Origin of the sequence: Sphingopyxis macrogoltabida (assembly GCF_001307295.1) — a bacterium.
Lineage (GTDB): Bacteria > Pseudomonadota > Alphaproteobacteria > Sphingomonadales > Sphingomonadaceae > Sphingopyxis > Sphingopyxis macrogoltabida_B.
On record NZ_CP012700.1, the window covers coordinates 3,666,159 to 3,692,615 of the forward strand.

Below are 26,457 nucleotides of genomic sequence, written 5' to 3' on the forward strand. Positions count from 1 at the left end.
CGCGCTATAGGGCGGCGGCTTCCCCACCGAAAGCGTAAACGTCCATCGCGAGCAGGCCGTATGTCACACTGTCGTGCAGCCGCTTTGCAGCAAACGGCGTCCCGCCCGCCCCCATCGCGACGAACAGCGGCAGGATATGATCGGGGGTCGGATGATTATCGCGGCCGTGCGGTGCGCGGTCGACCGCGTGGAGGACGTCGTCGACGGCGCCAGCCGCCATGCGCTCCGCAACCCAGTCGGTGAAATCGCCGACCCACGCCGGAGCCGGCGCCTCGATCGGTAGGCGCGCCGAGAACAGCGCGCGCAGATTATGCGTCATGCTGCCCGACCCGATGACGAGCACGCCCTCGTCGCGGAGCGGCGCGAGCGCCTGCCCAAGCACGAAATGCCATTCGGGGCTGTCGTTCGAGTGGATCGAGAGCTGGACGACGGGAATATCGGCCTGCGGATAGATCAGCGACAGCGGCACCCAGGCGCCATGGTCGAGACCGCGATCGGGATCGGCGGCGACGGTGAGGCCATGCCCGGCGAGCAGGCCTGCAACCCGCTCAGCCAGCGCCGGATCGCCCGGCGCCGGATAGCGCATCGCGAACAGCTCGTCGGGAAAGCCGCCGAAGTCGTGGATCGTCGGCGGCGCGGGCGAAGCGGTCACGGTCGCCCGGCCGCCCTGATAGGCCGCGTCATGATGCGCCGAGATCATCAGGATCGCGTGCGGCCGCGGCAGGTGGTCGCCCAGCCCGGCGAGAAAATCCCGCGCCGGGCTGGGCTCGAGCGCCATCATCGGCGAGCCGTGCGAAACGAAAAGGCTCGGGAGACGGCGCACCGGTTCAGGCCGCCTGCTGCAGGCCGTCGATCGCCGCGGTGGCACGGCCCACCGCTTCGCCGTCGGTCAGATGACCGTCGGCCGCGATGATCGTGACGTCGGTGATGCCGACAAAGCCGAGGATATGCTTCAGATAGCCGCTCGCGAAATCGACCGCGCTGCCGAGCGGCACGCCGCCCGAGGCGAAGACGATGAAGGCGCGCTTGCCCTTGAGCAGCCCTTCGGGCCCGGCTTCGGTATAGCGGAAGGTGCGGCGGGCGCGGGCGATCAGGTCGACCCATGCCTTGAGCGAGGCGGGGATCGCGAAATTATAGATCGGCGCGGTAATGACGATCGTGTCGGCGGCTTCGAGTTCGGCGATCAGTTCGTCCGATCCCGCAAGCAGCGCCTTCTGTTCGTCGGTGCGGGCCGCCTCGTCGGTGAAATTGGCGCCGACCCAGCCTTCGGTGAGCAGCGCCGGCGGCGCGGCGTTGAGGTCGCGGCGGGTGACGGTCGCGCCATAACCCTGTTCGACAAGGCGGTTCACCAATTGGTCGGCGAGCAGGCGCGTCGTCGACCCTTCGTTGCGGGCGCTGGCGTCGATGCGAAGAATATGGCTCATTTCGGTTACTCCTTTGACGGGGATGAAAGGGAAGAAGGGGGTGGGCCGCCGCACCAGGGAGGGGGACATGCGGCGGCCCGGGGGAGCGCTTAGAGGCTGTCGACGAGCACCAGTTCGGCATCGTCGAGCGCCTCGACTTCGATCGTGCCGACGTCGCGAAGCGCGATGCCGTCGCGGGGGTCGGCATCGGTGCCGTTGACGCGGATACGCCCCTTGGCGGCAACCAGATAGGCGTGGCGCCCGCCGGCAAGGTCATAGGAGAGTTTTTCTCCGGCATTCACCGTCGCCGCCGCGACGCGGGCATTGGCGCGGATCGGCAGCGCATCGTCGTCGCCTTCGATACCGCTTGCCAGCGTCACGAACTGCCCCGAACGGTCGGCCTTGGGAAACTGGCGCGCACCCCAGCCGGGATTGCCGCCCGCCTGGTCGGGGATGATCCAGATCTGGAACAGCGTCGTTTCCTCGTCCTCGAGGTTGAACTCGCTGTGCGTCACGCCGGTGCCGGCACTCATCACCTGCACGTCGCCCGCTGCGGTGCGGCCGGTGTTGCCCATGCTGTCGCGATGGCTGATCGCGCCGCTGCGGACATAGGTGATGATTTCCATGTCGCGGTGCGGGTGGGCGGGGAAGCCCGACTGCGCCGCGATCGCATCGTCGTTCCAGACGCGCAGCGCGCCCCAACCCATGCGATCGGGATCGTGGTAATTGGCGAAGGAGAAATGATGGCGGGCGTCGAGCCAGCCGTGGTCGGCATGGCCCAGCGTGTCGAATTTGCGAATGTCGATCATGGCCTTGTCCTTTCAATCGGGCCGCTCGCAGGCATGGTGCCCGGCGGCGCATCGTGTTGAGGTCAAGATAGGGATATGTATCGTTTCGAAAATAGCGTAGATGGAAAACCATCGTTTCCATTTACGAGATAATCAATGTCGCTTCCCGATTATGAAGGCTGGGCCTGTTTCGTCGCGGTTGCCGACGGCGGCAGCTTCACCGCCGCCGCAACCGCGCTCGGCCTCTCCAAGGCGAGCGTGTCGAAAGCGGTGACGCGGCTCGAGGCATCGCTCGGCATAACCCTCCTCCACCGCAGCTCGCGCGTCGTGGCGGTGTCGACCGCCGGCGAGGGCCTGCTCGCCGAAGCGCGCGCAATGGTCGCGGCGGCAACCGCAGCGACCGAAGCGGCGCGCGGCGACCGGGTCGATCTCGCGGGGCCGATCCGCCTCGCGGCGCCGATGAGCTTCGGGATCAAGGTGCTCGGCCCGCCGCTCGCGGCGTTCCTGGACAGACATCCGGCAGTCGAGATCGAAGTATTGCTGAGCGACGCGCGGCACGATCCGGTCGCCGAGGGTATCGACCTCACCTTGCGGATCGCGCCGCTCGCCGATTCGAGCCTGCGCGCGCGGACGATCGCGCCGGTGGCCGCCTCGGTGATCGCCAGCCCCGCCTATCTGGAGAAGCACGGTACTCCGAAGCATCCGCTCGAACTGTCGGGACACCGGCTGATCGGTTACGGGCATCGCCAGCGTGCGCTGCCGCTCCATTTCCAGCGCGCGGGCGAAGAGGCGACGGTGCTGCCGACGGGACCGCTGTTCGCGAACAACGGCGACATCATGGTGCCGCTGATCGTTGCCGGCGGCGGCATCGCGGTGCTCCCCGATTTCATCGCGGCCGACGAACTGGCGTCGGGCGCGGTCGTCCCGATCCTTGCTGACTGGTCGTTGCCGCAGTCGCACCTGCACCTTCTGTCGCCACCGTCGCGGCTCCGCCCCGCCCGCGTGCGTGCGCTGTCGGACCATCTGGTCGATGGGCTCAAGATCAGTTGCACCGGCGCGCACGAGCGCTTTGTGAAGCAGCATCATCGCACGGAAAACGACTGACCGGAGTGTGGTAAATTAGCCGCGACTCGTGGAGTTCTGCGGGTTAAATCAAAATTAACCTTTTCCCTTCATTAGTTTCATGGTTAATGTTCCGGCAGTCCTGCAACAGGGGTCGGTCGGCGCATTTTCACGGGGTCGCGCAGATGGATCGCGGGATCATCGTGGGAAACAGTCCCAGTTGGGATAAAGGTTAAGGGGTGCCCAATGCGCGTACTGCTGATCGAGGACGAGCCGACGACCGCGAAGGCGATCGACACGATGCTCACCACCGAAGGCTTCAACGTCTATACCACCGACCTCGGTGAAGAAGGCCTGGACCTCGGCAAGCTCTATGATTACGACATCATCCTGCTCGACCTGAATCTGCCCGACATGCACGGCTATGACGTGCTGAAGAAGCTGCGCACCGCGAAGGTGCAGACGCCGGTGCTGATCCTGTCGGGCATTTCGGAAATGGATTCGAAGGTGCGTTCGTTCGGCTTCGGTGCCGACGATTATGTCACCAAGCCCTTCCACCGCGACGAACTGGTGGCCCGCATCCATGCGGTCGTCCGCCGTTCGAAGGGGCACAGCCAGAGCGTTATCAAGACCGGCAAACTCGCGGTCAATCTCGACACCAAGACGGTCGAGGTCGACAGCACCCGCGTGCACCTGACCGGCAAGGAATATCAGATGCTTGAGCTGCTCTCGCTGCGCAAGGGCACGACGCTCACGAAGGAAATGTTTCTGAACCACCTCTACGGCGGCATGGACGAGCCCGAACTGAAGATCATCGACGTCTTCATCTGCAAGCTGCGCAAGAAGCTGGCGCTGGCCTGCGGCGGCGAAAATTATATCGAGACGGTCTGGGGCCGCGGCTATGTGCTGCGCGACATCGACGACGACGGCAACGAAGTCCGCCGCGTCGCCTGACGCCATCTAACCGAACAACCGGGGGAACCGGCGCGGAGCGATCCGCGCCGGTTTTCCTTTGTCCGGCGCAAACGCATGCGGTCGTTCAGTGCCGTTTCCAGCTATCGCCCCGGGGAGAGACGCCGAGCGTGAGCCCCGGACGGCGCGCCGAGATGCGGGGCGCGGGGACGATCTGGAATTCCGCCTTGCTGTCGGTGGTCGTCAAACCGTCGCCCTGCGCACCGCGCAGGCGTGCGGTGTCGATCGCCCGGTCGGTCTCGATGCCGAACCGCCGGTCCTGGACCCAGCGGACCGTTCCCGGCATCGGGTCGTGGCCGGGCAGGATTATCGTCATTCGCTCGCCGATCTGAAGCATATGCGGGCCCTGCCCGCCGATACCGGTCTTCGAGACATTGCGGATCGTGACGTCGAACCGGCCAAGCCGCGCACAGCAAAGCTCCGCCTTGACCAGACGCGACTGGCGCGGCTGGCGTTTGTCGGCGGCGGCCGGCGAGTCGGTCTCGGCCCCAGGATCTGGCATGGGCGACCTAATAGCTTCCGCCCGGTTCCCACTCCGGGGCGGTGACGATGGTCCCGTCCGCCGCATTAGCAGCGGAAGGTAAATTTTCGTTATAGATGTTCGGTCATATCTGGCGGGCGCGGGGCAATGGTCGGCCGCATGTCGGCTTTAGGGTGGGAGCTGCCCGTCATCTATTCCCGTTCGTGTCGAGCGAAGTCGAGACACCCATCGAGATGGCGCCTAGCCCGAGGGGCATCTCGACTTCGCTCGATGCGAACGAACAGGGGTCGGCCTAAACTGGCCGAAATCGGCCGAAAAACGACCGTCCCGCAACCCCTTAGTAAACGCGCGCCTTTGGCTTGATATATTCGACGTCGTCCGACAGCGTATATTCGTGGACCGGCCGGTAATCGAGCTTCACGCCGCCGCCCTTGCCGCCCCAGCCGTCGAACCAGCTGATCGTGTGCTTCATCCAGTTCGGATCGTCGCGGTTCGGGAAATCCTCGTGCGCATGGGCGCCGCGGCTTTCCTTGCGATTATACGCCGAATGCATCGTCACCGTCGCCTGCGCGATCAGATTGTCGAGCTCGAGCGTCTCGATCAGGTCGGTGTTCCAGATCAGGCTGCGGTCGGTGACGTGGACGTCGTTCATCCGCTGGTAGGTCTTGGCGAGCTTTTCCTTGCCTTCGGCCATCAGCTCGTCGGTGCGGAACACCGCGGCATGCTGCGACATGGCGCGCTGCATTTCGAGGCGGATTTCCGCCGTCGGAGAGCCACCATTGGCGTTGCGGAAATGATCGAGACGGCCGAGCGCAAGGTCGGCGCTGTCCTTCGGCAGCGCGGCCTGCGCGGCGCCGGGCTTGATCAGTTCCTTGAGGCGATGCCCGGTGGCGCGGCCGAAGACGACGAGGTCGATCAGGCTGTTCGAGCCGAGGCGGTTCGCGCCATGGACCGACACGCACGCGGCTTCGCCGACCGCGAACAGGCCGGGGACGACGGTATCGGGGCCGTCCTTGCCCAGCGTCACGACTTCGCCATGATAATTACACGGGATGCCGCCCATATTGTAATGCACCGTCGGCACGACCGGCAGCGGCTGGCGCGTCAGGTCGACACCGGCGAAAATCTTGCCGCTCTCGGTGATCCCCGGCAGGCGCTCGGCGAGCACGGCGGGATCGATATGGTCGAGGTGCAGGTAGATATGGTCGTTGTGCGGCCCGACGCCGCGGCCTTCGCGGATTTCGAGCGCCATCGAGCGCGACACGACGTCGCGCGATGCGAGGTCCTTCGCCGAGGGGGCATAGCGTTCCATGAACCGCTCGCCTTCGCTGTTCGTCAGGTAACCGCCCTCGCCGCGCGCGCCTTCGGTGATCAGCACGCCCGCGCCATAGATGCCGGTCGGGTGGAACTGGACGAATTCCATGTCCTGCAGCGGCAGGCCCGCGCGCAGCACCATGCCGCCGCCGTCGCCAGTGCAGGTGTGCGCCGAGGTCGCGGTGAAATAGCAGCGACCGTAGCCGCCGGTCGCGAGCACGACCGCCTGCGAACGGAAGCGGTGGATGCTGCCATCCTCCATGCACAGCGCAATCACGCCGCGGCACGCGCCGTCTTCCATGATCAGGTCGAGCGCGAAATATTCGATGAAGAAGTCCGCGTCATACTTCAGGCTCTGCTGATAGAGCGCATGGAGCATCGCATGGCCGGTACGGTCGGCGGCGGCGCAGGTGCGCTGCACCGGCGGGCCCTCGCCCATATTCTGCATATGGCCGCCGAACGGACGCTGATAGATCGTGCCGTCCTGATTGCGGCTGAAGGGCACGCCGGCATGTTCAAGTTCGTAGACCGCCGCCGGAGCCTCGCGGACCATATATTCGATCGCGTCCTGATCGCCGAGCCAGTCGGAGCCCTTGACGGTGTCGTACATGTGCCACTGCCAGTGATCGGGCGAATTGTTGCCCAGCGACGCGGCGATGCCGCCCTGCGCCGCGACGGTGTGGCTGCGCGTCGGGAACACCTTGGTGATGCACGCGGTCTTGAGGCCGGCTTCGGCGCTGCCCATCGTCGCGCGCAGGCCCGATCCGCCGGCGCCGACAACGACGGTGTCATAGATATGGTCGATGATCTTATACGCTTCGGTCATCTTACATTCCCCCCGGAGCGAGCCCGGCGGCGGGCGCAAGCACGATGCGGACGATCGCGAAGATGCCATAGGCGGCCCCGCCGATCGCGTAGAAATTGAGCAGGACGAGCGCGAGCAGGCGCGTCCCGTCGCCGTGGACATAATCCTCGATCAGCACCTGCAGGCCGAGGCGAAGGTGCCAGAAAACGCTGACCACCATCAGGATCAGCGCCAGCGCGACCGTCGGGTTCGACGCCCAGCGTACGACCGCGCCGTGGTCGGTCATCGGCAACCGCAGGAACGAGACGAAGAGGAAGCCGACGAGCAAGATGTTGCCGAGCGCGGTCAGGCGCTGCTGCAGCCAATGGTGCGAGCCATGGTGCGACGAGCCGAGCCCGCGCACCCGGCCGAGGCGCGTTCCGTTACCCATTAAGCGCCTCCTTGAAGATATAGAGCCAGGTCACCGCGGTCGCGAGCAGCGCGCCGAGGATGACGACGGTCGACCACAGCTTGTTGGTCTTGAGCTCGTAACCCGCGCCGGTGTCGAGGACGAGGTGGCGCAGACCCGAGAAAAGATGCTGGAAAAAGGCCCAGGTCAGCCCGATCAGCACGACCTTGCCAAGGATGTTGGTGATCTGATGAAAGGTGCCGGCTTCGGGGCTGGGGTCGTGCCAGACGCAGGCGATGAAGGCGGCATAGGCGTCGGGACCGGCGGCAAGCGCGCCGAGCCACCAGAGGAACATCAGCGCGCCGACGATCGCAAGACCGTCGCCGCTGACGCGGTGGAGGATCGAGGTGGCCATCGCGGGCCCCCATTTATACACCTGCAGGTGCGGGGCGCGCGGACGCGCACTCGGTTCGTTGCCAGCCATATCAGCCCTGTCCTGACTCTAAACGGTCGATGCGGTGCCGGTAAGCCCTCCAGCCACGATATGCAATTGCCTTAAGTCCATCTTGACGAGATTGGGGCGAAGACGGGCGGCTTTGGGGTGGGAAGCTGCCGCTTGTTAAGTCGTCATCCCGGGCTTGACCCGGGACCCGCCTTTCTTCTTTCGTCGCCGCATCAAAGAAAAGGCAGGCCCCGGGTCAAGCCCGGGGTGACGAAGAGGGACGTGTCCGCTTTTAGGCCGGAAGCTGCCATTGCTTCGCGCAGGAAAAAGGGCGGCACAGGGCCGCCCTTGGGGTCCCGCCTTGAGGGGGGATGACGCATATCCAAGCCACGCGCTGTCAGCGCGCGGGAAAAGGCATCACTTGATCTTGCCGCGGTTCGCGTAAAGCAGCGCGGCGATTACCGCCGCCGAGCCGATGCCGAGACCCGCCGCCGCCGCGGTTTTCCAGCCGCGCTTGCCCTTCGCGGCGTCCTTGTCGGCCGCTTCGGTGGCTTCGGCTGCCTCGCGCTGCTGCTGACGCTCGCGCGCGGCGCGGATCACTTCATTCTCTTCTTCCTCATCCTGCGGGGGAGGCGGCACCTGGTCGGTCATCGGGTCTTCTGTCCTTGTTGTCAGGCGAGCGCCTGATCAACAGGCACATAATCGGTTCCGATCGCTTCCGCTACGGCTTCGAACGTCACCTTACCATTCCAAACGTTCAAACCCTGCGCAAGATGCATGTCGCGCTTCAAAGCCTCTTTCCAGCCGAGGTCGGCGATGCGCAGCGCATGCGGCAGGGTCACGTTGTTGAGCGCATAAGTGCTGGTGCGCGCAACGCCGCCCGGCATGTTGGCGACCGCATAATGGACGATGCCGTCGACGACATAGGTCGGCTCGGCGTGCGTCGTCGCGTGGCTGGTTTCGAAACAGCCGCCCTGGTCGATCGCGACGTCGACGAGCACCGACCCGGCCTGCATCGTGCCGAGCATCTCGCGGCTGACCAGCTTCGGTGCCTCGGCACCGGGGATCAGCACCGCGCCGATGACGAGGTCGGCTTCGGCGACGCATTCGGCAAGGTTGGCGCGGTTCGAGAAGCGCGTCTTGGCGCGCGATTCGAAGAAGGTGCCGACGCGTTCGAGCACTTCGGGATCGCGGTCGAGGATGGTGACGTCGGCGCCGAGGCCGGCCGCCATCTGGGCCGCGTTGAAGCCGACGACGCCGCCGCCGATCACCGTGACCTTGCCCGGCGCGACGCCGGGAACGCCGCCGAGCAGGACGCCGCGGCCGCCATGTGCCTTTTCGAGCGCGGTCGCGCCGGCCTGGATCGACATGCGGCCCGCGACCTGGCTCATCGGCTTGAGAAGCGGCAGGCCGCCGTGCGGGCTAGTCACGGTTTCATAGGCGATGCACACCGCACCCGACTTCATCAGGTCGCGCGTCTGTTCGGGATCGGGCGCGAGGTGGAGATAGGTATAGAGGATCTGCCCTTCGCGGAGCATCGCGCGCTCGACCGCCTGCGGCTCCTTGACCTTCACGACCATTTCGCAAGTGGCGAAGATTTCCTCGGCGGTCTGGACGATCTCGGCGCCCGCTTCGACATAATAGCGGTCGTGCGCGCCGATGCCTGCGCCGGCGCCGGTCTGGACGAGCACGCGGTGGCCGTGGACGACGAGTTCGCGCGCGCTTTCGGGGGTCAGGCCGACGCGATATTCGTGGTTCTTGATTTCCTTGGGGGTGCCGATGATCATGCTTCGCTCTCCATTGCCAAGCCGCCGCTCGCGCACTGCCGCGATGCCGGCGACCTTATGGACGCGATATAGCAGAACCATGGTGCGAGGTGCTTGCATATCGTCGTTCGTTTCGCGACAAGGACGCACGATTTTTGCGCGTAATCGGCATTGGACGCACGATGATTGATCGAATCGACATAAAGCTCCTCAACTTGCTGCAACGGCACGGCCCGCGCCCCGCCGCCGAACTGGGCGAGGCAGTCGGCCTGTCCGCGTCGGCGTGCCATCGCCGCATCCGCGCGCTCGAAACCGCGGGAATCATCACCGGTTACGCCGCGCGGCTGGCGCCGGACCGCATCGGGCTCGGCCTCGACGTGTTCGTCGACATCAGCCTGACGTCACAGAGCGAGGAGGCGCTCAACGCGTTCGAAAGCGCGGTTAAAAGTTATGACGAGATCCTTGAGTGCCAGCTCATGTCGGGCGCGTCGGATTACCGGCTGCGTGTCGCGGCGCGCAGCGTCGCCGACTTCGACCGGCTGCACCGCCAATGCCTGTCGCGCCTGCCCGGCGTCGCCGCGATGCACAGCGCCTTTACCCTGCGGACGATCAAGGCGTTCGAGGGCTATCCGGTGCGCGCGCCCGACGGGCGATAAGCGAAAAATAGCGCGGTTGGTTAACGGCGAATTTACCCGGTCCGCAGCATATCCCGGTTACGAGTTTCGCGGACCAATGCGGGCGGCAGATCCGCGCCTCCGCGCGCGATCGACGAGGGCACGGGATATGGTGAAGGAAAATCCGATTCATAAGCAGCAGATCGACCCCGTTTTGATGGTCGAACGCTTCCCCTTCTACGATCTCGACGGAAGGCTCGCCGCCGATGCCATGGAAATCCACGGCATCATCGCCGGGCGCGAAGAAAGCATCGCGCGCGCCTATTGGGACAGCTTCAACGCCCTGCCGAGTATCGAGCGCAAGGTCGAGGGCGAGCTTCTCCATTCCTATATCAAGGGCAGCACCCGCCACACCGAGGCGAAATATCGCGATGCCGCCGGTCAGGAAGTGGCGACGATCGCTTGCCAGAACACGCATATGGCGCGGCGCGTCAAACTGCCGCTCGCATCGGTGCTGTCGTGCATGGCCGAGAGCCAGCGCCTGACGATCGAATATGTGGTGGCGGCGTGCGGCGGCGATGCCGAACGCATCGTCCGGCTGACCAGCGCGATCAACCGCCTCGGCCTGCTCGAATATGACGTAATGCAGCGTTATGCGAAAAAGCTCGACCGCGCCGTGATATCGGCCGAACGTCAGTCGCTCGCGGGCGATTTCGACCGTTCGATCGCCTCGCTGGTCCAGGACACCGACGGGGTGCGTCAGCAGCTCGCCAAGCAGGCCGCATCGGCCGACCACGCCGCAAAGGACATGATCGCCAAGACCAGCGAAGTCGCCGCAGCATCCGAACAATCGGCGATGGCGATGCGCGAAGCGGCATCGACTGCTGCGGGGCTGATCCGCGCGATCGAGGATGCGCGGAGCGAGGTCGAGGCATCGGCGAGCGTCGCGACGCGCGCCTCCGAACAGGCGGGCGAAGCGGTGGCGATGTCCGAAACGCTGTCGCACCATGCCCAGTCGATCGAATCGATCCTCGGCCTGATCCGCGAGATCGCGGGCCAGACCAACCTGCTGGCGCTCAACGCGACGATCGAAGCAGCGCGCGCCGGCGAATCGGGCCGCGGCTTTGCCGTCGTCGCGCAGGAGGTCAAAAGCCTCGCCAATGAAACCGCACGCGCGACCGACGATATTGCGGGCAAGATCACCGCGATCCAGCAGGCGACGCGCGGGTCGGTCAGCGCCAACCAGTCGATCCAGGCGACGATCGTCGAGGTCCAGCAATCGGCGCGGCGCATCCAGCACGCGATGGACGCGCAGGCGCAGACGGTCACCTCGATCACTGCGGCGGTCGATGAAACCGCGCTCGCCGCCGACAGCATGTCGTCGACGATCGCCAGCATCCGCAACGATTCGGGGATGGTCGCGAGCGAGATCAGCGTGCTCAGCAACGAATTCGCCAAAATGGGCGCGCGGCTCCAGTCGCTCGAACAGGCGGCAAGCGAGTTCAGCCGCAGGGTGGCGTAACGCCCCCTGCCGTGATCCCCGGCGAAAGCCGGGGCCCATCGCGGGTCAGGGCTGGGCCCCGGCTTTCGCCGGGGATCACACTCTAGCATAGCCCCCGCAGGGCCTCTATGGCGGAGCCATGCAGACCCATATCCTGATTACCGGCGCCAGCCGCGGTATCGGCGCCGCGATCGTCGACGCGCTGGCCAGCGATAAAACGAAGGTTGTCGCGCTGTCGAGCGCCGACGGCGACCTTGGCGATCCCGCGGTTCCCGAACGGCTGTGGCAGCAGAGCCTCGGCCGGCTGGACGGGCGGATCGACGTGCTCGTCAACAATGCCGGGGTGTTCGAAGACAATGTGCTGGACGCCGGCGACGCCGACTGGCTCGCGAACTGGAACCGGACGCTGCAGATCAACCTGACCGCGAGCGCGCAGCTCTGTCGCCGCGCCGTACTGCACTGGCAGCAGCGCAATGCCGCGGGCCGCATCGTCAACATCGCGAGCCGCGCCGCGCATCGCGGCGACAGCCCGGCGCATTGGCATTATGCGGCGTCGAAGGCGGGCATGGTCGCGATGACCAAGACGATCGCGCGCGGCTATGCCAAGGACGGCATCCTCGCCTTTGCCATTTGCCCCGGCTTCACGCTGACCCGGATGGCCGAAGAGCATCTGGCGGGCGAAGGCGGTGCGGACCTGCTCGCCGAGATTCCGCTCGGCCGCGTCGCCACGCCGGAGGAGATCGGCGAAATGGCGCGCTGGTGCGCACTCGACGCGCCGCCGTCGATGACCGGCGCGGTGCTCGATGCCAATGGCGCCAGCTATGTGCGCTAGACGATGAGCTGGCTCGTCTCCCTCCCCTGCACGCGCGACGAGGCCGAAGCGCTGTCGGGCGAAATCCCCGAACTCGATGTGCTGCCCGAAGCCCCCGTCGTGGTGACGCGCGAGATCGACGAGGACGCTGGGCTGTGGCAGCTCGACGCCTATATGGACGACAAGCCGGGCGCGGCGCTGCTCAAATTGCTGCAGTCGTTCGTGCCGAGTGCGAAGGGCGTCAAACCCGCGGTGAGCGAGCTACCCGAAGAGGATTGGGTGACGCTGAGCCAGCAGGGGCTCGAACCCGTGCAGGCCGGCCGCTTCTTCGTTCATACCAGCAGCCACGCCGATCGCGTTCCGCCTGACACCATTTCATTCCTGATCGACGCGAGCCAGGCGTTCGGCACCGGCGGGCACGACACGACCGCGGGCTGCCTCGCGATGCTCGACCGGCTCGCGCGCGCCGGCGCAAGCCCGCGCAACATCGCCGACATCGGTACCGGGACCGGCCTGCTCGCCTTTGCCGCGATGGCGCTGTGGCCGCGCGCCAAGACGATCGGATCGGACATCGACCCCGCGAGCATCCTCGTCACCCGCGACAATGCCGCAATTAACGGCGTGCCGCTCGGCCGCGGCGGCGGACGCCTCGCGCTCGCGGTCGCGCCGGGAACCGACCATCCGGCGATCCGCCACCGCGCGCCCTACGATCTGGTCGTCGCCAACATCCTTGCGGGACCGCTGATCACACTGGCGCCCGATATCGCCGCCGCGACCGCTCCGGGCGGCCGTGCCATCCTCGCCGGGCTGATCGCGCGGCAGATGGAGCCGGTGCTCGCCGCCTATCGTGCGCAGGGCTTTCGCCTCGCCGCGCGCGGCGGCAGCGCCGAATGGCCGTGCCTGTTGCTGGTCAAGCGGCGGCGCTATGGCTGGCGGCGCAAGGAACGCGCGCGACACCGCGCGAGCCCGTCGGATGCGAGCTTCGGGAGCTGGTAAAGCAGCTAGGCTTTCGCCGCCGCATAGTCCTGCGTGCCGCGCGTGATCACCTCGTCGCCGGGCAGGATGTCGGCGATCGGGATCGGCGGTAGCGCGGCGTTTTCGACATAGAGCGGCGCCAAGTCGGTGTTGACCGTCGTGTCGAGAAGCTGGTCCAAGCTGTCGATGACGAAATAATTCTGCTGGAAATCGTCGATCCGGTAATCGGTGCGCATGACGCGCGCAAGGTCGAAACCGATGCGGTTCGGGCTGTCCGACTCGAGCGCGAAGATGCTCTCGGCATAGGAAGAGACGATGCCGGCGCCGTAGATACGCAGGCCGCCAGCTTCGCGGATCAAGCCGAATTCGACCGTATACCAGTAAAGGCGCGCGAGCTGCTTAAGCGCGTCGAATTTCAGGCTGCGCAGCCCGCCGAGGCCATAGGCAACCATATAGTCGGCAAACACCGGGTCGGCGAGCATCGGGACATGGCCGAACACGTCGTGGAAGACGTCGGGCTCCTGAAGATAATCGAGCTGTTCGGGGGTGCGGATGAAATTGCCCGCTGGAAAGCGCCGGTTCGCGAGATGGTCGAAAAAGACCTCGTCGGGCACCAGCCCCGGCACCGCCACGACCTGCCACCCCGTTGCATCGACGAGCCGCGCATTGAGTTCGCGATAATCGGGAATGCCGGGCTTTTCGAGCCGGAGGACGTCGATCCCGCGCAGGAAAGCGTCGGAGGCGCGCCCCGGCAACATGTCCGACTGGCGCGCGAAGAGGTGATCCCACATCGCATGTTCGTCGGGCGAAAAGGCATCCCAATTCTGCGGACAGGTCCAGTCCGGCGCGGAACCCGGCGGCGGCGTCTGATGGACGTGCGTATCAGGACTTTTCATCGACCCGGCACATAGCATGACAAGGTTTCAATTGAAACTTCTCCTGCCCGCCTCACTCCAGCGCGACGACCCCGGTCGCCAGCCGGTCGACCTCCGCCCGGTCATGGCTGACATAGAGGATCGGCAGCTTGAGCTCGTCGCGAATCCGTTCGATCACCGCCATGATCTCGCCGCGCCGCGCCGCATCGAGCGACGACAAAGGTTCGTCCATCAGCAGGCATTCGGGGCCGCTGAGCAACGCGCGGCCGATCGCAACGCGCTGCGCCTCGCCGCCCGACAGGCTCGCGGGCCAGCGCCCGAGCAGGTGACCGATGCCGAGGAAGTCGACCGCTTCGTCGAGGCCCATCCAGCGCGCGGCGGGGTCGGCAAGGTCGTGGCCGTACAGCAGATTGGCGCGCACCCGGCGATGCGGGAACAGGCGGCCGTCCTGAAACACATAACCGATTCGCCGCGCTTCGGGCGGCAGGTCGACGCCGCCCCCGAACAGCGTTCGCGCGCCGACGCGGATATGCCCGCGGTCGGGGCACAGCAGCCCGGCGACCATGTTGAGAATGCTCGTCTTGCCCACCCCCGACGGGCCGAACAGTGCGGTCAGCCCCGGACCGGCGGTAAAGCGCGCCGCGATGACCCGGTCGCCGAGCCGCCGTTCGATGTCGATATCAATCGCCATGCGGCCGCCTGCCTGCGTGCGTTCGCCGCACCAGCCATTCGGAGAGCACCAGCGCGCCGAGCGATAGCGCGACCGAGAGCAGCGCCAGCCGCGTGACCATCGCCTCCGCCCCCGGCACCTGCAACGCCGAATAGATGGCGAGCGGCAGCGTCCGCGTTTCGCCCGGAATGTTCGATACGAAGGTGATCGTCGCCCCGAACTCGCCGATCGAGCGCGCGAAGCCGAGCACGAGCGCGGCGAGCACGCCGGGCAGCGCGAGCGGCAGGCTGACCGTGCGGAAGGCATGCCAGCGGCCGGCGCCGAGCGTCCGCGCCGCGCCCTCCAATCGCCGGTCGATGCCCTCGATCGACAGCCGCATCGCGCGCACCATCAGCGGCAGCGCCATGATCGCCGCGGCGAGCGCGGCACCGGTCCAGCGGAACATCAGGCTGACCCCGAACCAGCTTTCAAGCCAGCGCCCGGCCGGCCCCAGCGGCCCGAAGGCGATGAGCAGCAACCAGCCGGTGACCACGGGCGGCAGTACGAGCGGCAAATGGACGAGCCCGTCGAGCAGCACACGCCCCGGAAAGCGCTTCCGCGCCAGCACCCAGGCGAGTGCGAAGGCGACCGGCAGCGTGACGAGCACCGCCGCGCCGCCGACCTTCAGCGACAGCGCTACGATGCTCCATTCCTCGGCGGAGAGCATCAGGGCGTCGAAAATCCGTGGCGCGCAAAAATGGCGCGCGCCTGTTTCGACAGCAGGAAGGCGCGGAAACCGGCCGCGTCTTTGTGCCGGGATGCCTTGAGCACCGCGACCGGATAGCGGATCGGCGGGTGGCTCGCCGCGGGGAAGGTACCGACGACGCGCACCGCGCGTGACGCTTTCGCATCGGTCGCATAGACGATGCCGAGCGGCGCGGCGCCGCGTTCGACGAGCGCCATCGCGGCGCGGACATTTTCGGCCGGCGCGACCCGAGCCGCGACGCCGGTCCACACGCCGAGATGGATCAGGGCAGCCTTCGCATATTTGCCGGCCGGGACGGCATCGGGATCGGCGAGCGCGAGACGGCCGCTGCCGAGGGCGCGGGCCAGCGGGAAACCGCGCGCGGGCGTGAGCCGGACCGCACTCGCCGCCGGGGCGATGAGCACCAGCCGGTTGCCCAGCAATGTCGTGCGCGTCCCCCGGCGCAGCAGCCCCGCCTTCGCGACCGCGTCCATCCATTCCTCGTCGGCCGACAGGAACAGGTCGGCGGGGGCGCCGGCGATCACCTGCCGCGCGAGCGCCGACGAGGCGGCGAACGACAGCACGGGTTTGGGGTGCCCCTTCGCCACCCATGCATCGGCCGCTTCGGTCAGCGATTCCTGCAGGCTGGCGGCGGCCAGCACCACCGGACCGCGATCGGCCGCCAGCGTAGCGGGTGCGAACAAAAGCGCGGCAAGAACGAGGCAAAGCTGGCGGAGAAGACGGATCATCGGACCGCTATATACGGCCGGATAGGTCACGCCAAGGCACGAACGCCGAGCCAGCGCGCGAGCCGCGGCAGCCGGGGTATCACCAGCCAATCGACGATCCACAGCAGGATCAGCGACGCCGCGAGTAGCGGTAACAGCCCTGCAAGCAACAGGATGATCGCCGCCACACCGCGCAATCGCGCCGGATCGCGCGGTAGCGGCGGCGCGCCGAGCGCCGCTTCCGGCTTGCGCCGCCGCCAAAGCAGGAAACCCGAAATCGCGAGCGTCACCAGCGCGAGCGCCGTGGCCACCCCGATCAACTGGCTGACCATCCCGAACAGCGCGCCCTCGTGCCAGGCGATGCCGATGCCGACGATACGGTCGATGACATGCTTGTCGGCGAAACCCGATCGCGACACCTCGATGCCCGTTGCGGGGTCATAGCCGACCTTGCGCACCAGCGGCCGGTTCTGCGTCTGCGTCGTCAGCGTCCACACATCGCCGTTCGGCGGCCCGAACAGGTTCGGCGCGCCGGGCGGCTGGACGATCACCGGCGGCGGCAGCGCCTCGCTCCGCGCGCGCAACACGATGGTGGCGAGCGGGACGCCGGCCGGCGCGGCGGCAGGCGCGGCCATCGCCATGGCGCGATGATCGTGCGCGGCATGCGGATCCGCGCCGCCCTTCCAGTCCGGTGCCCCCGCTACCCAGCCCATTTCGGCGCGCACGGTCCGGAAGCCGCTCGCCCAGACGTCGGTCCACGGCAAGGCGGTGAGGAGCAGGACCAGCGCGAGACCCGAGACCCAGAAGCCGGTCACCGCGTGAAGATCGCGCAAGGCCGCGCGGCCGCCGAGCGACAGGCGCGGCCAGACCACCCCCGCCGCCCCGCGCCCGCGCGGCCACCAAAGGTAGAGGCCGGTCAGGATCATCACGATCGCCCAGCTCGCCGCGAGTTCGACGAGCAGGCCGCCGGCGCGCCCGATCAGCAGACTCGAATGGATGCGCGCGAGCCAGGCCGAGATGCGCGCGTCGGGATCGGCGGCGCCGACGACGCGCCCGCGCGGCGACACCGCGACGTCGCGCATGCCGCCGCCCGGCAGGGCGAGATGGACGACCGCCGCATCGCCCGGCGCTGCGGGGATGCGGTAATAGTGAAAACTGGCGCCCGGATAGGTGGCCAGCGCCGCCGCGACCTGCGCGTCGGCGTCGACGCGCTCGGCCGCCGGCAGCCCGCGCCAGCCGCGTTCCTGCCATCGGTCGAGCTGCGGCTTGAACAGATAGGCGGCGCCGGTCAGCGACAGCAGAAGGACGAAGGGGATGACGAACAGCCCGGCATAGAAATGCCAGCGCCAGATCGTCCGATAGAGCGGCGCGGTCTTGATGTCGGTCATCCCCCGCCCCTCTCAGAAACGCGCGCGAAGGCCGGCCGACACGGCGCGGCGTTCGACCGGATAATAGATGGCCGACGTATCGGTCACCGCGATCGCGGCGCTGATATCGCCGATCGCCTTCTTGCCGGTGACGTTGCGGACATCGACGAAGGCGTCGATGCGCTCGGCCAGACGCGCGCCGCCGGTGATCCCGATCAACGCATAGCCGGGCGTCCGCACCGCGTTACCGTAATCGGCGAATGGCCCCTGCGGCACCCATTCGAAATTGGGTGCGATATGCAGATTGTCGCTGCCGAGCCGCAATTCGGCGCGGTAGACGTGGCGCGGCACGACCGGCAGGCGGTTGTCGCCATATTGGGCATCATCGCGGAAGCGGAAATTGCTGTAGGCATAGACCTGCCGCAGCCGCAGCCAGCCGGTCGGCGCGAGTTCGAGCGCCGCTTCGATCCCTTCGTGCCGCGTCTTACCGGCGTTGAAGGTCGAGGCGGGAATATCGGCGCCGACCGTATATTGCAGCAACTCGCCCCCGATGTCGGCGCGGTAGAAGGACAGGTCCCAGCTCGCGATACCCGACTGGCCGCGCGTGCCGATCTCGGCCGTCCACGCGCGTTGCGGATCGAGCGGAACGAAGGCCGACACTTGCGCGAGTTCGATGAACCCGGGAAATTCGACCGAGCGGCTGTAGTTGGCGTAGAATTGCATCGCCGGCGCCGGTTCGAACAGCACCCCCGCCTTGGGGGAGAAAGCATCGAAATCGGCGCGGCCGCCGCGATCGACCGGGCCATTGTTGAACACCTCATGCTGGCGGCGCATCCCGTCGGCATAGATACCGCCCGCGATCAGCGTCAGCGTCTCGACCGGCCGCAGCCGCACTTCGCCGTACAGCGTCGCGGTGCGCGCATCCTGCGTGGCGTCGAAGGTCTTCGCGCCGCGTTTGCCCGCCAGATTGAGGAAGCGCCGTGAAGCGACGTCGCCGACGCGCAATTCGCCGCCGAGCGTCGCCTCGACCGGACCGCCCGCATAATCGAAGCGGAAGAAGGCGCCGCGATCGACGCTCTTCTGGTCGATGAGCTGATAGATGGGATGATGCAGCGCCTTCGCATTGACGAAAGCGCCGACGTCGAGTTTCACCGCACCGAAATCGAAGCTGGTGCGGTTCTGGAGACGCAGCGAATCGATATCGCGCGCCTGATCGCCCGCGACCGCCGCCGCGTTGGCCCGGCGCGGCGCGCTCAGCGCGTCGTCCCAGGTCAGCGCGCCGGGCAGGTCCTGCCGGATGCGGTTGAAGCTCGCGTAGAAGCGGGTCGCAACCATGTCGCTGAATTTCAGCCCGACATTGCCGTGGAAGCGGACGCTCCGGCGCTTTGCATGGTCGCGGTCGCCGTCCGAGGTGTCGGCGCTGATCGCCCCCCATGCCTCGACCTGCGGCCCCGCCACGCCCGCGGCGACGAGCCCGCGCCAGCTATCGAAACTGCCCACGTCGGCGCGCAGGTATACTCCCTCGGCGCTGCGGCCGGTCGGGGTCACCCCATTGATGGCGCCGCCCAAGGTGCCCGACCCGAAGCGCAATGCGTTGGCGCCGCGATAGACTTCGAGATGGTCGAAGAAGATCGGTTCGAGTTCCTGAAAATCGCCATTGTCGTCGGCGAGGTTGATCGGAATCCCGTCCTGCAGCAGCGTCAGCCCGCGCATATGATAGCCGCGCGACAGCCCCGACCCGCGGATCGAGATCCGCACCTCCTGCCCGAAACGCGGCTGGAGATAGACACCGGGCGAAAAGGCGAGCGCGTCGCGCAGCGATACGACCGCCTTGTCGGCATAATCTTCGTGCGCGACGATATCGGTGCCGCCGGGCGTGCGCGCGGCGCGCCCTTCGGCGGCGTCGGTCGCGGTCGGCGCGGTGACGATGATGGTGGCGTCGGCCTCCTCGGCACGGACGGGCGCGGCGGCAAGACAGGTGGCGAGCGCGAGCAAGGGCGCCGCGCAATATGCAGAATATTTCATCGGAAAATCTTCCCCGGATACAGGCATGGAACCGCACCGCGCTTCGCGCGCGGGCGGCATTTCAGGCTGGATCAGGCGAAGGCGGGTGGTCCGGTACTCGGCGGCAGCGGCGAGGCGATGCCAGGGGCAAAGCCGAGCGAAGCCAGCGCGACGGGCGCCGGTTCGGCAAGTATCGGTGCCGCGGGCAGCACCGGCAGATCGGGAACGATCGGTGCGGCGGCGAGCGCGCCCCATGGGCAATGCTGCTGCCCCTCGCCCGCCTGATGGTCACCCAGTTTTTCGATCGGGATCGTCACGGTTGCGCCGGGATTGGCGGGATCCGAACAGACGCGGACGGTGATCGACCCGCCGGCATCGCTTTCGATCATCCAGCCCGGTGCGACGAGCACCCGCGCGGCGAGCGCGAGCAGCAGCGGCAGCAGCAAGAGGATGCCGGGACGGCGAAAGGCGGCGAGCAGACTCACGCGGCGGCTCCTATGCGCGCCGCCCGGGCGTGGCAAGTCGCTATTCGGCCGGTGTCTCGTCGGTCTTCTTGCCGGTGCGCGTCCATGGGTAGAGGAACTGGCCCCAATAGTTTTTCGGGACATCCTCGGGGATGCCGTAATTTTCGGGCCAGCGGTCCTTCGGCAGATGGAAGGTGCCAAAGAGCTTGTCGATCCACGGGAAGTGGATCGCGAAATTGACGTCGAACGCCTCGCGCTCGAGCCCGTGATGCCAGTGGTGAAAGCGCGGCGTCGCGATCCAGTGGCCGAGGCGGTTGAAATTGCCCCCGACATTGGCGTGGAGCAGCGACGACCAGACATAGACGAAGCCGATATAGGCCTGCATCACCGACGGGCTGAAGCCGAGGGTGAACAGCGGCAGCGAGGTGATCGAACGCAAAAGGATGATCTCGACGAAATGCATCCGCGACCCTGCGAGCCAGTCCATCGACTTCGCGCTGTGATGCACCGCGTGGAAACCCCAGAGGAAGGGGTAGCGATGGAAGGTGCGGTGGAAGAAATATTGCGCCACGTCCGACGCGACGAGCACGATCGCGAACTGGACGATCCAGGGCAATGAGGCGACCGCGGTGCGGAACGCCTGCCAGTTCGACGTATGTTCGTTGATGATCGTCGAGGGCGCGAGCGCAAGGAAGCCGAGCACCTGTACGAACATCGTGCTGACGAGATAATAGAAGAGGTCCTCGCGCCATTCGGTGCGGAACAGGCGCTGCGTCCGGCGATGCGGAAAGGCGCGCTCCAATGGCGCGAACATGAAGCCTGTGACGAGCAGGTTCACGACGAAAAAGTCGAGCCCGAAGAAAATGCCCCAGTCGCGCGTCTCCTGCGGCTGGACGTTCGAGCCGCCGACGAGGATTGCCGCCAGTCCGATCATCAGCGCGGTCAGGCCGAGCACCTTGCGCGGCCGCAGCAGCAGGCTGAGCAGGGAGAGGCCATAGCTGACGAGCAGCACCGCATGAACAAGGCCGCGAAATCCGCCCCAATCCTTGATGATCGCCAGCTCGGGGGTTGCGAACCAGTCGGGAAAGCGCAGCGCAACGACCATGAAAAAACCGGCGATTGCGAACAGCAGCCCGAAAAAGCCCGACAGCCAGCCGCTGCCGAAGCGGCGCACCTCGGTATGCGATTCGAGATCGCGCATCAGCTTCTGAAGATAGTCACGCTTTGCCATGTGGCCCCTTCACAGCATATTGGCCGCGCCGTCTGTGACGATGCGCACCGTTCAGTCTCAGCCTCTCACTCGTCATGCCGGGCTTGACCCGGCACCCGCCTTCACTCCTGCAAGAAAGGCGGGCCCCGGATCAAGTCCGGGGTGACGGGATAGCGTTACTTACCCAGCCGCCGCGACAATCTCCGCCCATTCACTCTCGTCGATCACGCGGATGCCGAGCGCGCTTGCCTGCTTGAGCTTCGACCCCGCGCCGGGCCCCGCGACGACGAGGTCGGTCTTCGCGCTCACCGATCCCGCCGCCTTGGCGCCCAGCGCCTCGGCCTGCGCCTTTGCTTCGTCGCGACTCATCGTTTCGAGCTTGCCGGTGAACACCACCGTCATTCCCGAAACCTCGCTTTCTCGCGTCTCCACCACATAAGGCGGCGGCGACACTTCGGAGAGGAGATCGTCCCACAGGGCGCGATTATGCGGCTCGTGGAAGAAATCGCCCAGCGCTTCGGCGACCGCGGGCCCGATCCCGTCGGCGCGAACGTCGAGGATCGCCTTGATCGCCTCCATCTTGCGCGCGACGAACTTGCCGTCGGACTCGCCTTCGGCCTGCGGATTCGCGTCGAGATACGCCTGAATTTCAGCGGCTTTCCCCGGAAGAACCGCGATATCGCCCAGCCCCTTGAGCAGGTCGCGCGCGGTCACCGCGCCGACATGGCGGATCCCGAGCCCGAACAGCAGCCGCGCCGCGTCGGGTTGCCGTTTCACCTCGATCGCGGCGAAAAGGTTGTCGACCGACTTTTCCTTCCACCCCTCGCGTCCGAGCAGTTCGGCGCGGTGGTTCCTGAGACGGAAGATATCGGCGGGTCCCTTGTCGAGCCAGCCAAGCTCAAGAAACTCCGCGATACTCTTTTCGCCGAGCCCCTCGATATCGAGCGCGCCGCGGCTGACGAAATGGCGGAGGCGTTCGAACTTCTGCGCGTTGCAGATCAGGCCGCCGGTGCAGCGGACGTCGACCTCGCCTTCCTCGGCGACGGCTTCGCTGCCGCAGACGGGGCAATGGTCAGGGAAAATGTAAGGCGCGCGATCCTCGTCGCGGGTCAGATTTTCGACCACCTGCGGGATGACGTCGCCGGCGCGCTGGACGACGACGCGGTCGCCCGGCCGCACGCCGAGTCGCCCGATCTCGTCGCGGTTGTGCAGCGTGACGTTCGAGACGACGACACCGCCGACGGTGACGGGGACGAGCCGTCCGACCGGGGTCAGCTTGCCGGTGCGGCCGACCTGGATGTCGATGGCTTCGAGCGTCGTCTGCGCGCGTTCGGCGGGGAATTTATGCGCAATGGCCCAGCGCGGCGCCTTGGCCACGAAGCCGAGGCGTGCCTGCCAGTCGAGCCTGTCGATCTTGTAGACGACACCGTCGATATCATAGGGCAGCTCGGCGCGCTCGGCCTCGATCAGCGCATAATGGGCGAGCACATCCTCGACCGCCTCGAAGCGCCCGAGCAGCGGCGACACGGGCACGCCCCAGCTTTCGATCCGCTTCATCATCGCAAATTGCGTCGTCTCGGGAACGTCGCTCACCTCGCCCCAGCCGTGCGCGAGGAAACGCAGCGGGCGCGCGGCGGTGATGCCGGCGTCCTTCTGGCGCAGCGATCCGGCGGCGGCGTTGCGCGGATTGGCGAACTGGCGCGCCTTTTTGGGGTCGTCGGCCTCGGCGAGCAGCCGCGCATTGAGCGCGGTGAAATCGGCCTTCGCCATGTAAACTTCGCCGCGGATCTCGAAGACGTCGGGAACCGCGCCGGCAAGCTGCTGCGGGATGTCGGCGATGGTGCGGACATTGGGCGTAACGTCCTCGCCGACGCTGCCGTCGCCGCGCGTCGCGGCCTGCACGAGCTTGCCCTTTTCGTAACGTAGCGAACAGGACAGGCCGTCGATCTTGTCCTCGGCGGTCAGCGCGACGATGTCGCCCTCGCCGAGATTGAGGAAGCGCCGCACGCGCGCCGCGAATTCCTCGACATCCTCGCCGCTGAACGCATTGTCGAGGCTCATCATCCGCTGCGCATGCGTCACTTTTGCCAGCGGCGAAGCCTCGACCGCGGCGCCGATCTGGTTGTTCGGGCTGTCGGCGCGGATCAGGTTCGGGAAGGCCGCTTCGAGTTCGTTGTTTCGGCGGACAAGCGCGTCATAGTCGGCATCCGAAATTTCGGGCGCGTCCTCGGCATGATAAAGCTTGCTGTGACGGGCGATGGTCTTCGCCAGCCGCATCAGTTCGTTGGCGGCATCGGCTTCGGTCAGCGATTCAATCTCGGTCATGCACGGGCTTTTGCCACCGGCTTGAACTCGGCGCGAGTACCAAATCCTGCAATCAGCGGACGCCCCCTTTTGATCGCATCCTGCACTGCTGGCAGGTTCAGCGACGCAGCATGCGCCTCCTGTGTCTCCCAGATTTCGACGATCCAGATCGCGTCGGGGTTCGTACTGTCCTCGCCGATCAGATAGCCCATATTGCCGGGCATCGATCCCGTTCCTTCGGACAGGATTGCGATCAGCGCCGCGCGCTGCCCCGGCTGCGCCATCATCTGGCCGATCAGGCCATATTCGGGAACAACTTCTTCCATTTGCGCCTCCAGCGCCTTCAATTGTCCCGCCGGCAACAACATCGTCGCCATCGCCACCAGCGCCGCGATATGTTCGCGCCGGTTCATCACCGCGCGATCACCAGCACATGCACCTCGCGGCGGGTGCGAAAGCCGAGCGATTCATAGAGCGCGATCGCCCCCTTATTGTCGGCGTAGCTGTGCAGGAAGGGTTGCTCACTGCGCCGGACCATAGCGCGCATGACATGGCCGATCAGCGCCCGCGCCAGCCCGCGGCCGCGGCAATCCTCCCATGTCGACACGCCGCTGACCTCCGCCATGCCCGGCACGAGGATGCGCTGCCCCGCCATCGCGAGCAGGCGGCCCTCTTCGCGGATGCCGAAGAACGGACCGTAACGATGCGTCGCCGGACCCCATGGACCGGGCTTGGCATGTTCAGCCAGCGTCGCCATTTCGGCCGCATCATCCTCGCCGAGCGGCAGAATATCGGGTTCGCCGGCGCGCGGTACCGGCGGCGCGCCTTCGGCGACCATCTGCGCGAGCACGGCGCGCTTTACCTCGCGCATCCCGGGCGGCACGGACGCCGGCTCGCCCTCGACGATCCAAAGTTCGCCCTCGTCGGGCACCAGCGCGGCAAGCGCCGCCTGCGCCCCAGCGCCCGTATCGGCCGCGACGCCGAAAACGCCGTAACCGCGATCGATCCTGAGCGCGCGATCATCGCCCTCGGCAAGATGCGCCTGCCGCCCCGTCAGCATACTCCAGATCGGCCGGTCGAGGGGGTGCCCGCTCACGCGGCGACCTCCAGCAACCGTTCGGCCTGCGCGCGCGCTTCGTCGGTGACTTCGGCGCCCGACAGCATGCGCGCGATTTCTTCGCGGCGGCCGGCGTCGTCGAGCGCGCGGACGCTGGTGCGGGTGACCGTCCCTTCGCTCGACTTGGCGATGATGAAATGCGCGGCGCCTTTCGCCGCGACCTGCGGGCTGTGCGTCACGGCGAGCAATTGCTTCCCCGCGCCCCCTCCCGTTCCCTTGGCCAGCCGCGCCAGCCGCTCGCCGATCGCGCTCGCCACCGCGCCGCCGACGCCGCGGTCGATTTCGTCGAAGATGATCGTGTCAGCGCCGCCCTCTTCGGCGAGCGCGACCTTGAGCGCGAGGATGAAGCGCGAAAGCTCGCCGCCCGACGCGATCTTGGCGAGCGGCGCAAAGGGCGCGCCGGGGTTGGTCGAGATGAGGAATTCGACGCGGTCCATTCCGGCCTCGCCCCAGCGTTCCGCGGGCAGACGCTCGACGAGCGTCCGGAAACGCGCCGCGTCGAGCTTCAACGGCACCAGTTCGCCCGCCACCGCCGCGTCGAGCCGCGCCGCCGCTTTCGTGCGCAGGTCGGACAGTGCGGTCGCGGCATGGGTGTAGGCGGCGGCCGTCTCTGCCACCGCCGCTTCGAGCTTCGCGAGCCCGGCGCTGCCGCCCTCGATCGCATCGAGCCGCGCGGCGAGGTCGCTGGTCAACGCCGCAAGATCGTCGGGCTGGACATTGTGTTTGCGCGCCATCGCGCGCAGTTCGAACAGGCGCGTCTCGGTCGCTTCGAGCCGCTCGGGGTCATATTCCATCGCGCGCGCCGCTTCGTGCAGCTTCGTCTCGGCCTCGTCGGCCTCGATGATCGCGCGGTCGAGCCCGGCAAGCGCCTCGGCGAGCAGCGGATGATCGCCCGCAAGCCGGTCGAGCCGCCGCGCCGCGCCGCGCAGCAGCGCCGGGCCGCTTTCGCTTCCCTCGAAGGCTTCCATGATCGCGCCGAGGTCGCCGGCCAGCCGTTCGCCCTTCTGCATCGCGGCGCGCGCTTCGGCGAGTTCGGCTTCCTCTCCCGGTTGCGGACCGAGCGCCTGTAATTCGGTAACGCAATGCGCGAGCCATTCGCGATCGCGTTCGGCTTCGAGGATGGCGGCGCGCGCGGCGGCGAGTTTCGCTTCGGCGGCGCGCCACGCGGCATGCGCCGACGCCACCGCCGCCGTATCGGCGCGCGCATAGGTATCGAGCAGGGCCCGGTGCCCGGCGGGCGCCAGCAGGCCGCGGTCGTCGTGCTGGCCATGGATCTCGACCAGATGGGTGCCGATTTCGCGGAGCAGCGCCGCCGAACAGGGCTGGTCGTTGAGGAAGGCGCGGCTGCCGCCGTCGGCCTTCAGCGTGCGGCGTATCAGCAGCGGTTCGCCCGCTTCGAGCGCGATTTCGTTCGCGGCGAGCAGGTCGGCAAGCGACGTGCCCGGCGCGGGCGGTGCGAAGCTTGCCGTCACCTGTGCCTGATTGCTGCCCTGCCGAACCAGCGCGCTGTCGGCACGCATGCCGAGCGCGAGGCCGAGCGCATCGAGCAGGATCGACTTGCCCGCCCCGGTCTCGCCGGTCAGCACGCCGAGCCCCGCCTCGAAATCGAGGTCGAGCCGCTCGATCAGCACGATATTGGCGATGGACAGGGCGGTCAGCACAATGCGCCCCT

27 protein-coding genes are annotated in these 26,457 nt (G+C 67.0%); 6 read left to right on the forward strand and 21 right to left on the reverse strand.

Annotated features, from left to right (window positions below; genetic code table 11):
* Nucleotides 1–4 precede the first annotated feature (4 nt).
* The 3 genes from AN936_RS17110 to AN936_RS17120 form a co-directional block, all read right to left on the reverse strand.
* On the reverse strand, nt 5–823 hold the full coding sequence (locus AN936_RS17110) for a DODA-type extradiol aromatic ring-opening family dioxygenase (protein WP_084758466.1): 819 nt from the start codon (nt 821–823) through the stop codon (nt 5–7).
* A 4-nt stretch (nt 824–827) separates the two neighbouring features.
* Nucleotides 828–1,424, reverse strand: a complete 597-nt coding sequence (locus tag AN936_RS17115; RefSeq protein ID WP_054589162.1) for an FMN-dependent NADH-azoreductase — start codon at nt 1,422–1,424, stop codon at nt 828–830.
* An 89-nt stretch (nt 1,425–1,513) separates the two neighbouring features.
* On the reverse strand, nt 1,514–2,212 hold the full coding sequence (locus tag AN936_RS17120) for a pirin family protein (protein ID WP_054589163.1): 699 nt from the start codon (nt 2,210–2,212) through the stop codon (nt 1,514–1,516).
* A 135-nt stretch (nt 2,213–2,347) separates the two neighbouring features.
* On the opposite strand from AN936_RS17120, the gene AN936_RS17125 reads away from it, so the two are divergent.
* Nucleotides 2,348–3,295 (forward strand): LysR family transcriptional regulator, encoded by a 948-nt coding sequence (locus AN936_RS17125; RefSeq protein ID WP_054589164.1) that lies wholly within the window; start codon nt 2,348–2,350, stop codon nt 3,293–3,295.
* Between the two features lie 204 nt (nt 3,296–3,499).
* Nucleotides 3,500–4,207, forward strand: a complete 708-nt coding sequence (ctrA, locus tag AN936_RS17130) for a response regulator transcription factor CtrA (protein WP_054589165.1) — start codon at nt 3,500–3,502, stop codon at nt 4,205–4,207.
* 85 nt (nt 4,208–4,292) lie between these two features.
* Here the strand turns inward: ctrA and AN936_RS17135 are convergent, their stop codons facing one another.
* The 6 genes from AN936_RS17135 to ald form a co-directional block, all read right to left on the reverse strand.
* Nucleotides 4,293–4,727 carry a PilZ domain-containing protein gene (locus tag AN936_RS17135; RefSeq protein WP_054589166.1) on the reverse strand — a complete coding sequence of 145 codons (435 nt, stop codon included), beginning with the start codon at nt 4,725–4,727 and terminating at the stop codon, nt 4,293–4,295.
* A 316-nt stretch (nt 4,728–5,043) separates the two neighbouring features.
* Nucleotides 5,044–6,846, reverse strand: a complete 1,803-nt coding sequence (gene sdhA, locus AN936_RS17140; protein ID WP_054589167.1) for a succinate dehydrogenase flavoprotein subunit — start codon at nt 6,844–6,846, stop codon at nt 5,044–5,046.
* 1 nt (nt 6,847) lies between these two features.
* Nucleotides 6,848–7,255 (reverse strand): succinate dehydrogenase, hydrophobic membrane anchor protein, encoded by a 408-nt coding sequence (sdhD, locus tag AN936_RS17145; RefSeq protein WP_054589168.1) that lies wholly within the window; start codon nt 7,253–7,255, stop codon nt 6,848–6,850.
* Nucleotides 7,248–7,697, reverse strand: coding sequence for a succinate dehydrogenase, cytochrome b556 subunit (gene sdhC / locus AN936_RS17150; protein ID WP_054589169.1), 450 nt, complete (start codon nt 7,695–7,697; stop codon nt 7,248–7,250). Before sdhC ends, sdhD begins: the two co-directional genes overlap by 8 nt.
* Before the next feature lie 375 nt (nt 7,698–8,072).
* Nucleotides 8,073–8,306 carry a hypothetical protein gene (locus AN936_RS17155; protein ID WP_054589170.1) on the reverse strand — a complete coding sequence of 78 codons (234 nt, stop codon included), beginning with the start codon at nt 8,304–8,306 and terminating at the stop codon, nt 8,073–8,075.
* Between the two features lie 20 nt (nt 8,307–8,326).
* The gene (gene ald, locus AN936_RS17160; protein WP_054590379.1) at nt 8,327–9,442 is read right to left on the reverse strand and encodes an alanine dehydrogenase; all 1,116 of its coding nucleotides are present in this window, start codon (nt 9,440–9,442) and stop codon (nt 8,327–8,329) included.
* A 161-nt stretch (nt 9,443–9,603) separates the two neighbouring features.
* Here ald and AN936_RS17165 point away from each other — a divergent pair, with 161 nt between their 5' ends.
* From AN936_RS17165 to AN936_RS17180, 4 genes are all read left to right on the forward strand, one after another.
* Nucleotides 9,604–10,077 carry an Lrp/AsnC family transcriptional regulator gene (locus AN936_RS17165; protein WP_173585671.1) on the forward strand — a complete coding sequence of 158 codons (474 nt, stop codon included), beginning with the start codon at nt 9,604–9,606 and terminating at the stop codon, nt 10,075–10,077.
* Nucleotides 10,078–10,204: 127 nt separating this feature from the next.
* Entirely contained in the window at nt 10,205–11,557 is a 1,353-nt protein-coding gene (locus AN936_RS17170) for a methyl-accepting chemotaxis protein (RefSeq protein WP_054589171.1), read from the forward strand.
* 118 nt (nt 11,558–11,675) lie between these two features.
* On the forward strand, nt 11,676–12,368 hold the full coding sequence (locus tag AN936_RS17175; protein ID WP_054589172.1) for an SDR family NAD(P)-dependent oxidoreductase: 693 nt from the start codon (nt 11,676–11,678) through the stop codon (nt 12,366–12,368).
* Nucleotides 12,369–12,371: 3 nt separating this feature from the next.
* Nucleotides 12,372–13,343 (forward strand): 50S ribosomal protein L11 methyltransferase, encoded by a 972-nt coding sequence (locus AN936_RS17180; protein WP_054589173.1) that lies wholly within the window; start codon nt 12,372–12,374, stop codon nt 13,341–13,343.
* 5 nt (nt 13,344–13,348) lie between these two features.
* On the opposite strand, the gene phhA is transcribed toward AN936_RS17180, so the two are convergent.
* From phhA to recN, 12 genes are all read right to left on the reverse strand, one after another.
* Nucleotides 13,349–14,218, reverse strand: coding sequence for a phenylalanine 4-monooxygenase (phhA, locus tag AN936_RS17185; protein ID WP_054590381.1), 870 nt, complete (start codon nt 14,216–14,218; stop codon nt 13,349–13,351).
* A gap of 52 nt (nt 14,219–14,270) precedes the next feature.
* Nucleotides 14,271–14,888: an ATP-binding cassette domain-containing protein gene (locus AN936_RS17190; RefSeq protein WP_054589174.1), complete on the reverse strand. Its 618-nt coding sequence runs from the start codon at nt 14,886–14,888 to the stop codon at nt 14,271–14,273.
* Nucleotides 14,878–15,573 (reverse strand): molybdate ABC transporter permease subunit, encoded by a 696-nt coding sequence (modB, locus tag AN936_RS17195; protein ID WP_173585672.1) that lies wholly within the window; start codon nt 15,571–15,573, stop codon nt 14,878–14,880. The genes AN936_RS17190 and modB overlap by 11 nt, the downstream gene beginning before the upstream one ends.
* Nucleotides 15,573–16,340 carry a molybdate ABC transporter substrate-binding protein gene (gene modA / locus AN936_RS17200; RefSeq protein WP_054590383.1) on the reverse strand — a complete coding sequence of 256 codons (768 nt, stop codon included), beginning with the start codon at nt 16,338–16,340 and terminating at the stop codon, nt 15,573–15,575. Before modA ends, modB begins: the two co-directional genes overlap by 1 nt.
* Before the next feature lie 26 nt (nt 16,341–16,366).
* The gene (locus tag AN936_RS17205; RefSeq protein WP_054589175.1) at nt 16,367–17,707 is read right to left on the reverse strand and encodes a PepSY-associated TM helix domain-containing protein; all 1,341 of its coding nucleotides are present in this window, start codon (nt 17,705–17,707) and stop codon (nt 16,367–16,369) included.
* Nucleotides 17,708–17,719: 12 nt separating this feature from the next.
* Entirely contained in the window at nt 17,720–19,711 is a 1,992-nt protein-coding gene (locus AN936_RS17210) for a TonB-dependent receptor family protein (RefSeq protein WP_054589176.1), read from the reverse strand.
* A 71-nt stretch (nt 19,712–19,782) separates the two neighbouring features.
* Nucleotides 19,783–20,175, reverse strand: coding sequence for a hypothetical protein (locus AN936_RS17215; RefSeq protein ID WP_054589177.1), 393 nt, complete (start codon nt 20,173–20,175; stop codon nt 19,783–19,785).
* A gap of 40 nt (nt 20,176–20,215) precedes the next feature.
* Nucleotides 20,216–21,385: a sterol desaturase family protein gene (locus AN936_RS17220; protein ID WP_054589178.1), complete on the reverse strand. Its 1,170-nt coding sequence runs from the start codon at nt 21,383–21,385 to the stop codon at nt 20,216–20,218.
* Nucleotides 21,386–21,544: 159 nt separating this feature from the next.
* Nucleotides 21,545–23,689: an NAD-dependent DNA ligase LigA gene (gene ligA, locus AN936_RS17225; protein WP_054589179.1), complete on the reverse strand. Its 2,145-nt coding sequence runs from the start codon at nt 23,687–23,689 to the stop codon at nt 21,545–21,547.
* On the reverse strand, nt 23,686–24,081 hold the full coding sequence (locus AN936_RS17230; RefSeq protein WP_084758468.1) for a putative quinol monooxygenase: 396 nt from the start codon (nt 24,079–24,081) through the stop codon (nt 23,686–23,688). Before AN936_RS17230 ends, ligA begins: the two co-directional genes overlap by 4 nt.
* Entirely contained in the window at nt 24,081–24,764 is a 684-nt protein-coding gene (locus tag AN936_RS17235) for a GNAT family N-acetyltransferase (protein ID WP_234715615.1), read from the reverse strand. The genes AN936_RS17230 and AN936_RS17235 overlap by 1 nt, the downstream gene beginning before the upstream one ends.
* Nucleotides 24,761–26,446 (reverse strand): DNA repair protein RecN, encoded by a 1,686-nt coding sequence (gene recN, locus AN936_RS17240; RefSeq protein WP_054589181.1) that lies wholly within the window; start codon nt 26,444–26,446, stop codon nt 24,761–24,763. Before recN ends, AN936_RS17235 begins: the two co-directional genes overlap by 4 nt.
* Nucleotides 26,447–26,457: the final 11 nt, after the last annotated feature.

What these genes read in the sequence shown, in the direction of transcription:
- AN936_RS17115 (WP_054589162.1), bottom strand. Translation starts at nt 1,424, where the DNA reads ATGAGCCATATTCTTCGCATCGACGCCAGCGCCCGCAACGAAGGGTCG.
- AN936_RS17120 (WP_054589163.1), bottom strand. Translation starts at nt 2,212, where the DNA reads ATGATCGACATTCGCAAATTCGACACGCTGGGCCATGCCGACCACGGC.
- AN936_RS17125 (WP_054589164.1), top strand. Translation starts at nt 2,348, where the DNA reads ATGTCGCTTCCCGATTATGAAGGCTGGGCCTGTTTCGTCGCGGTTGCC.
- ctrA (WP_054589165.1), top strand. Translation starts at nt 3,500, where the DNA reads ATGCGCGTACTGCTGATCGAGGACGAGCCGACGACCGCGAAGGCGATC.
- AN936_RS17135 (WP_054589166.1), bottom strand. Translation starts at nt 4,727, where the DNA reads ATGCCAGATCCTGGGGCCGAGACCGACTCGCCGGCCGCCGCCGACAAA.
- sdhA (WP_054589167.1), bottom strand. Translation starts at nt 6,846, where the DNA reads ATGACCGAAGCGTATAAGATCATCGACCATATCTATGACACCGTCGTT.
- sdhD (WP_054589168.1), bottom strand. Translation starts at nt 7,255, where the DNA reads ATGGGTAACGGAACGCGCCTCGGCCGGGTGCGCGGGCTCGGCTCGTCG.
- sdhC (WP_054589169.1), bottom strand. Translation starts at nt 7,697, where the DNA reads ATGGCTGGCAACGAACCGAGTGCGCGTCCGCGCGCCCCGCACCTGCAG.
- AN936_RS17155 (WP_054589170.1), bottom strand. Translation starts at nt 8,306, where the DNA reads ATGACCGACCAGGTGCCGCCTCCCCCGCAGGATGAGGAAGAAGAGAAT.
- ald (WP_054590379.1), bottom strand. Translation starts at nt 9,442, where the DNA reads ATGATCATCGGCACCCCCAAGGAAATCAAGAACCACGAATATCGCGTC.
- AN936_RS17165 (WP_173585671.1), top strand. Translation starts at nt 9,604, where the DNA reads ATGATTGATCGAATCGACATAAAGCTCCTCAACTTGCTGCAACGGCAC.
- AN936_RS17170 (WP_054589171.1), top strand. Translation starts at nt 10,205, where the DNA reads ATGGTGAAGGAAAATCCGATTCATAAGCAGCAGATCGACCCCGTTTTG.
- AN936_RS17175 (WP_054589172.1), top strand. Translation starts at nt 11,676, where the DNA reads ATGCAGACCCATATCCTGATTACCGGCGCCAGCCGCGGTATCGGCGCC.
- AN936_RS17180 (WP_054589173.1), top strand. Translation starts at nt 12,372, where the DNA reads ATGAGCTGGCTCGTCTCCCTCCCCTGCACGCGCGACGAGGCCGAAGCG.
- phhA (WP_054590381.1), bottom strand. Translation starts at nt 14,218, where the DNA reads ATGAAAAGTCCTGATACGCACGTCCATCAGACGCCGCCGCCGGGTTCC.
- AN936_RS17190 (WP_054589174.1), bottom strand. Translation starts at nt 14,888, where the DNA reads ATGGCGATTGATATCGACATCGAACGGCGGCTCGGCGACCGGGTCATC.
- modB (WP_173585672.1), bottom strand. Translation starts at nt 15,573, where the DNA reads ATGCTCTCCGCCGAGGAATGGAGCATCGTAGCGCTGTCGCTGAAGGTC.
- modA (WP_054590383.1), bottom strand. Translation starts at nt 16,340, where the DNA reads ATGATCCGTCTTCTCCGCCAGCTTTGCCTCGTTCTTGCCGCGCTTTTG.
- AN936_RS17205 (WP_054589175.1), bottom strand. Translation starts at nt 17,707, where the DNA reads ATGACCGACATCAAGACCGCGCCGCTCTATCGGACGATCTGGCGCTGG.
- AN936_RS17210 (WP_054589176.1), bottom strand. Translation starts at nt 19,711, where the DNA reads ATGAAATATTCTGCATATTGCGCGGCGCCCTTGCTCGCGCTCGCCACC.
- AN936_RS17220 (WP_054589178.1), bottom strand. Translation starts at nt 21,385, where the DNA reads ATGGCAAAGCGTGACTATCTTCAGAAGCTGATGCGCGATCTCGAATCG.
- ligA (WP_054589179.1), bottom strand. Translation starts at nt 23,689, where the DNA reads ATGACCGAGATTGAATCGCTGACCGAAGCCGATGCCGCCAACGAACTG.
- AN936_RS17230 (WP_084758468.1), bottom strand. Translation starts at nt 24,081, where the DNA reads ATGAACCGGCGCGAACATATCGCGGCGCTGGTGGCGATGGCGACGATG.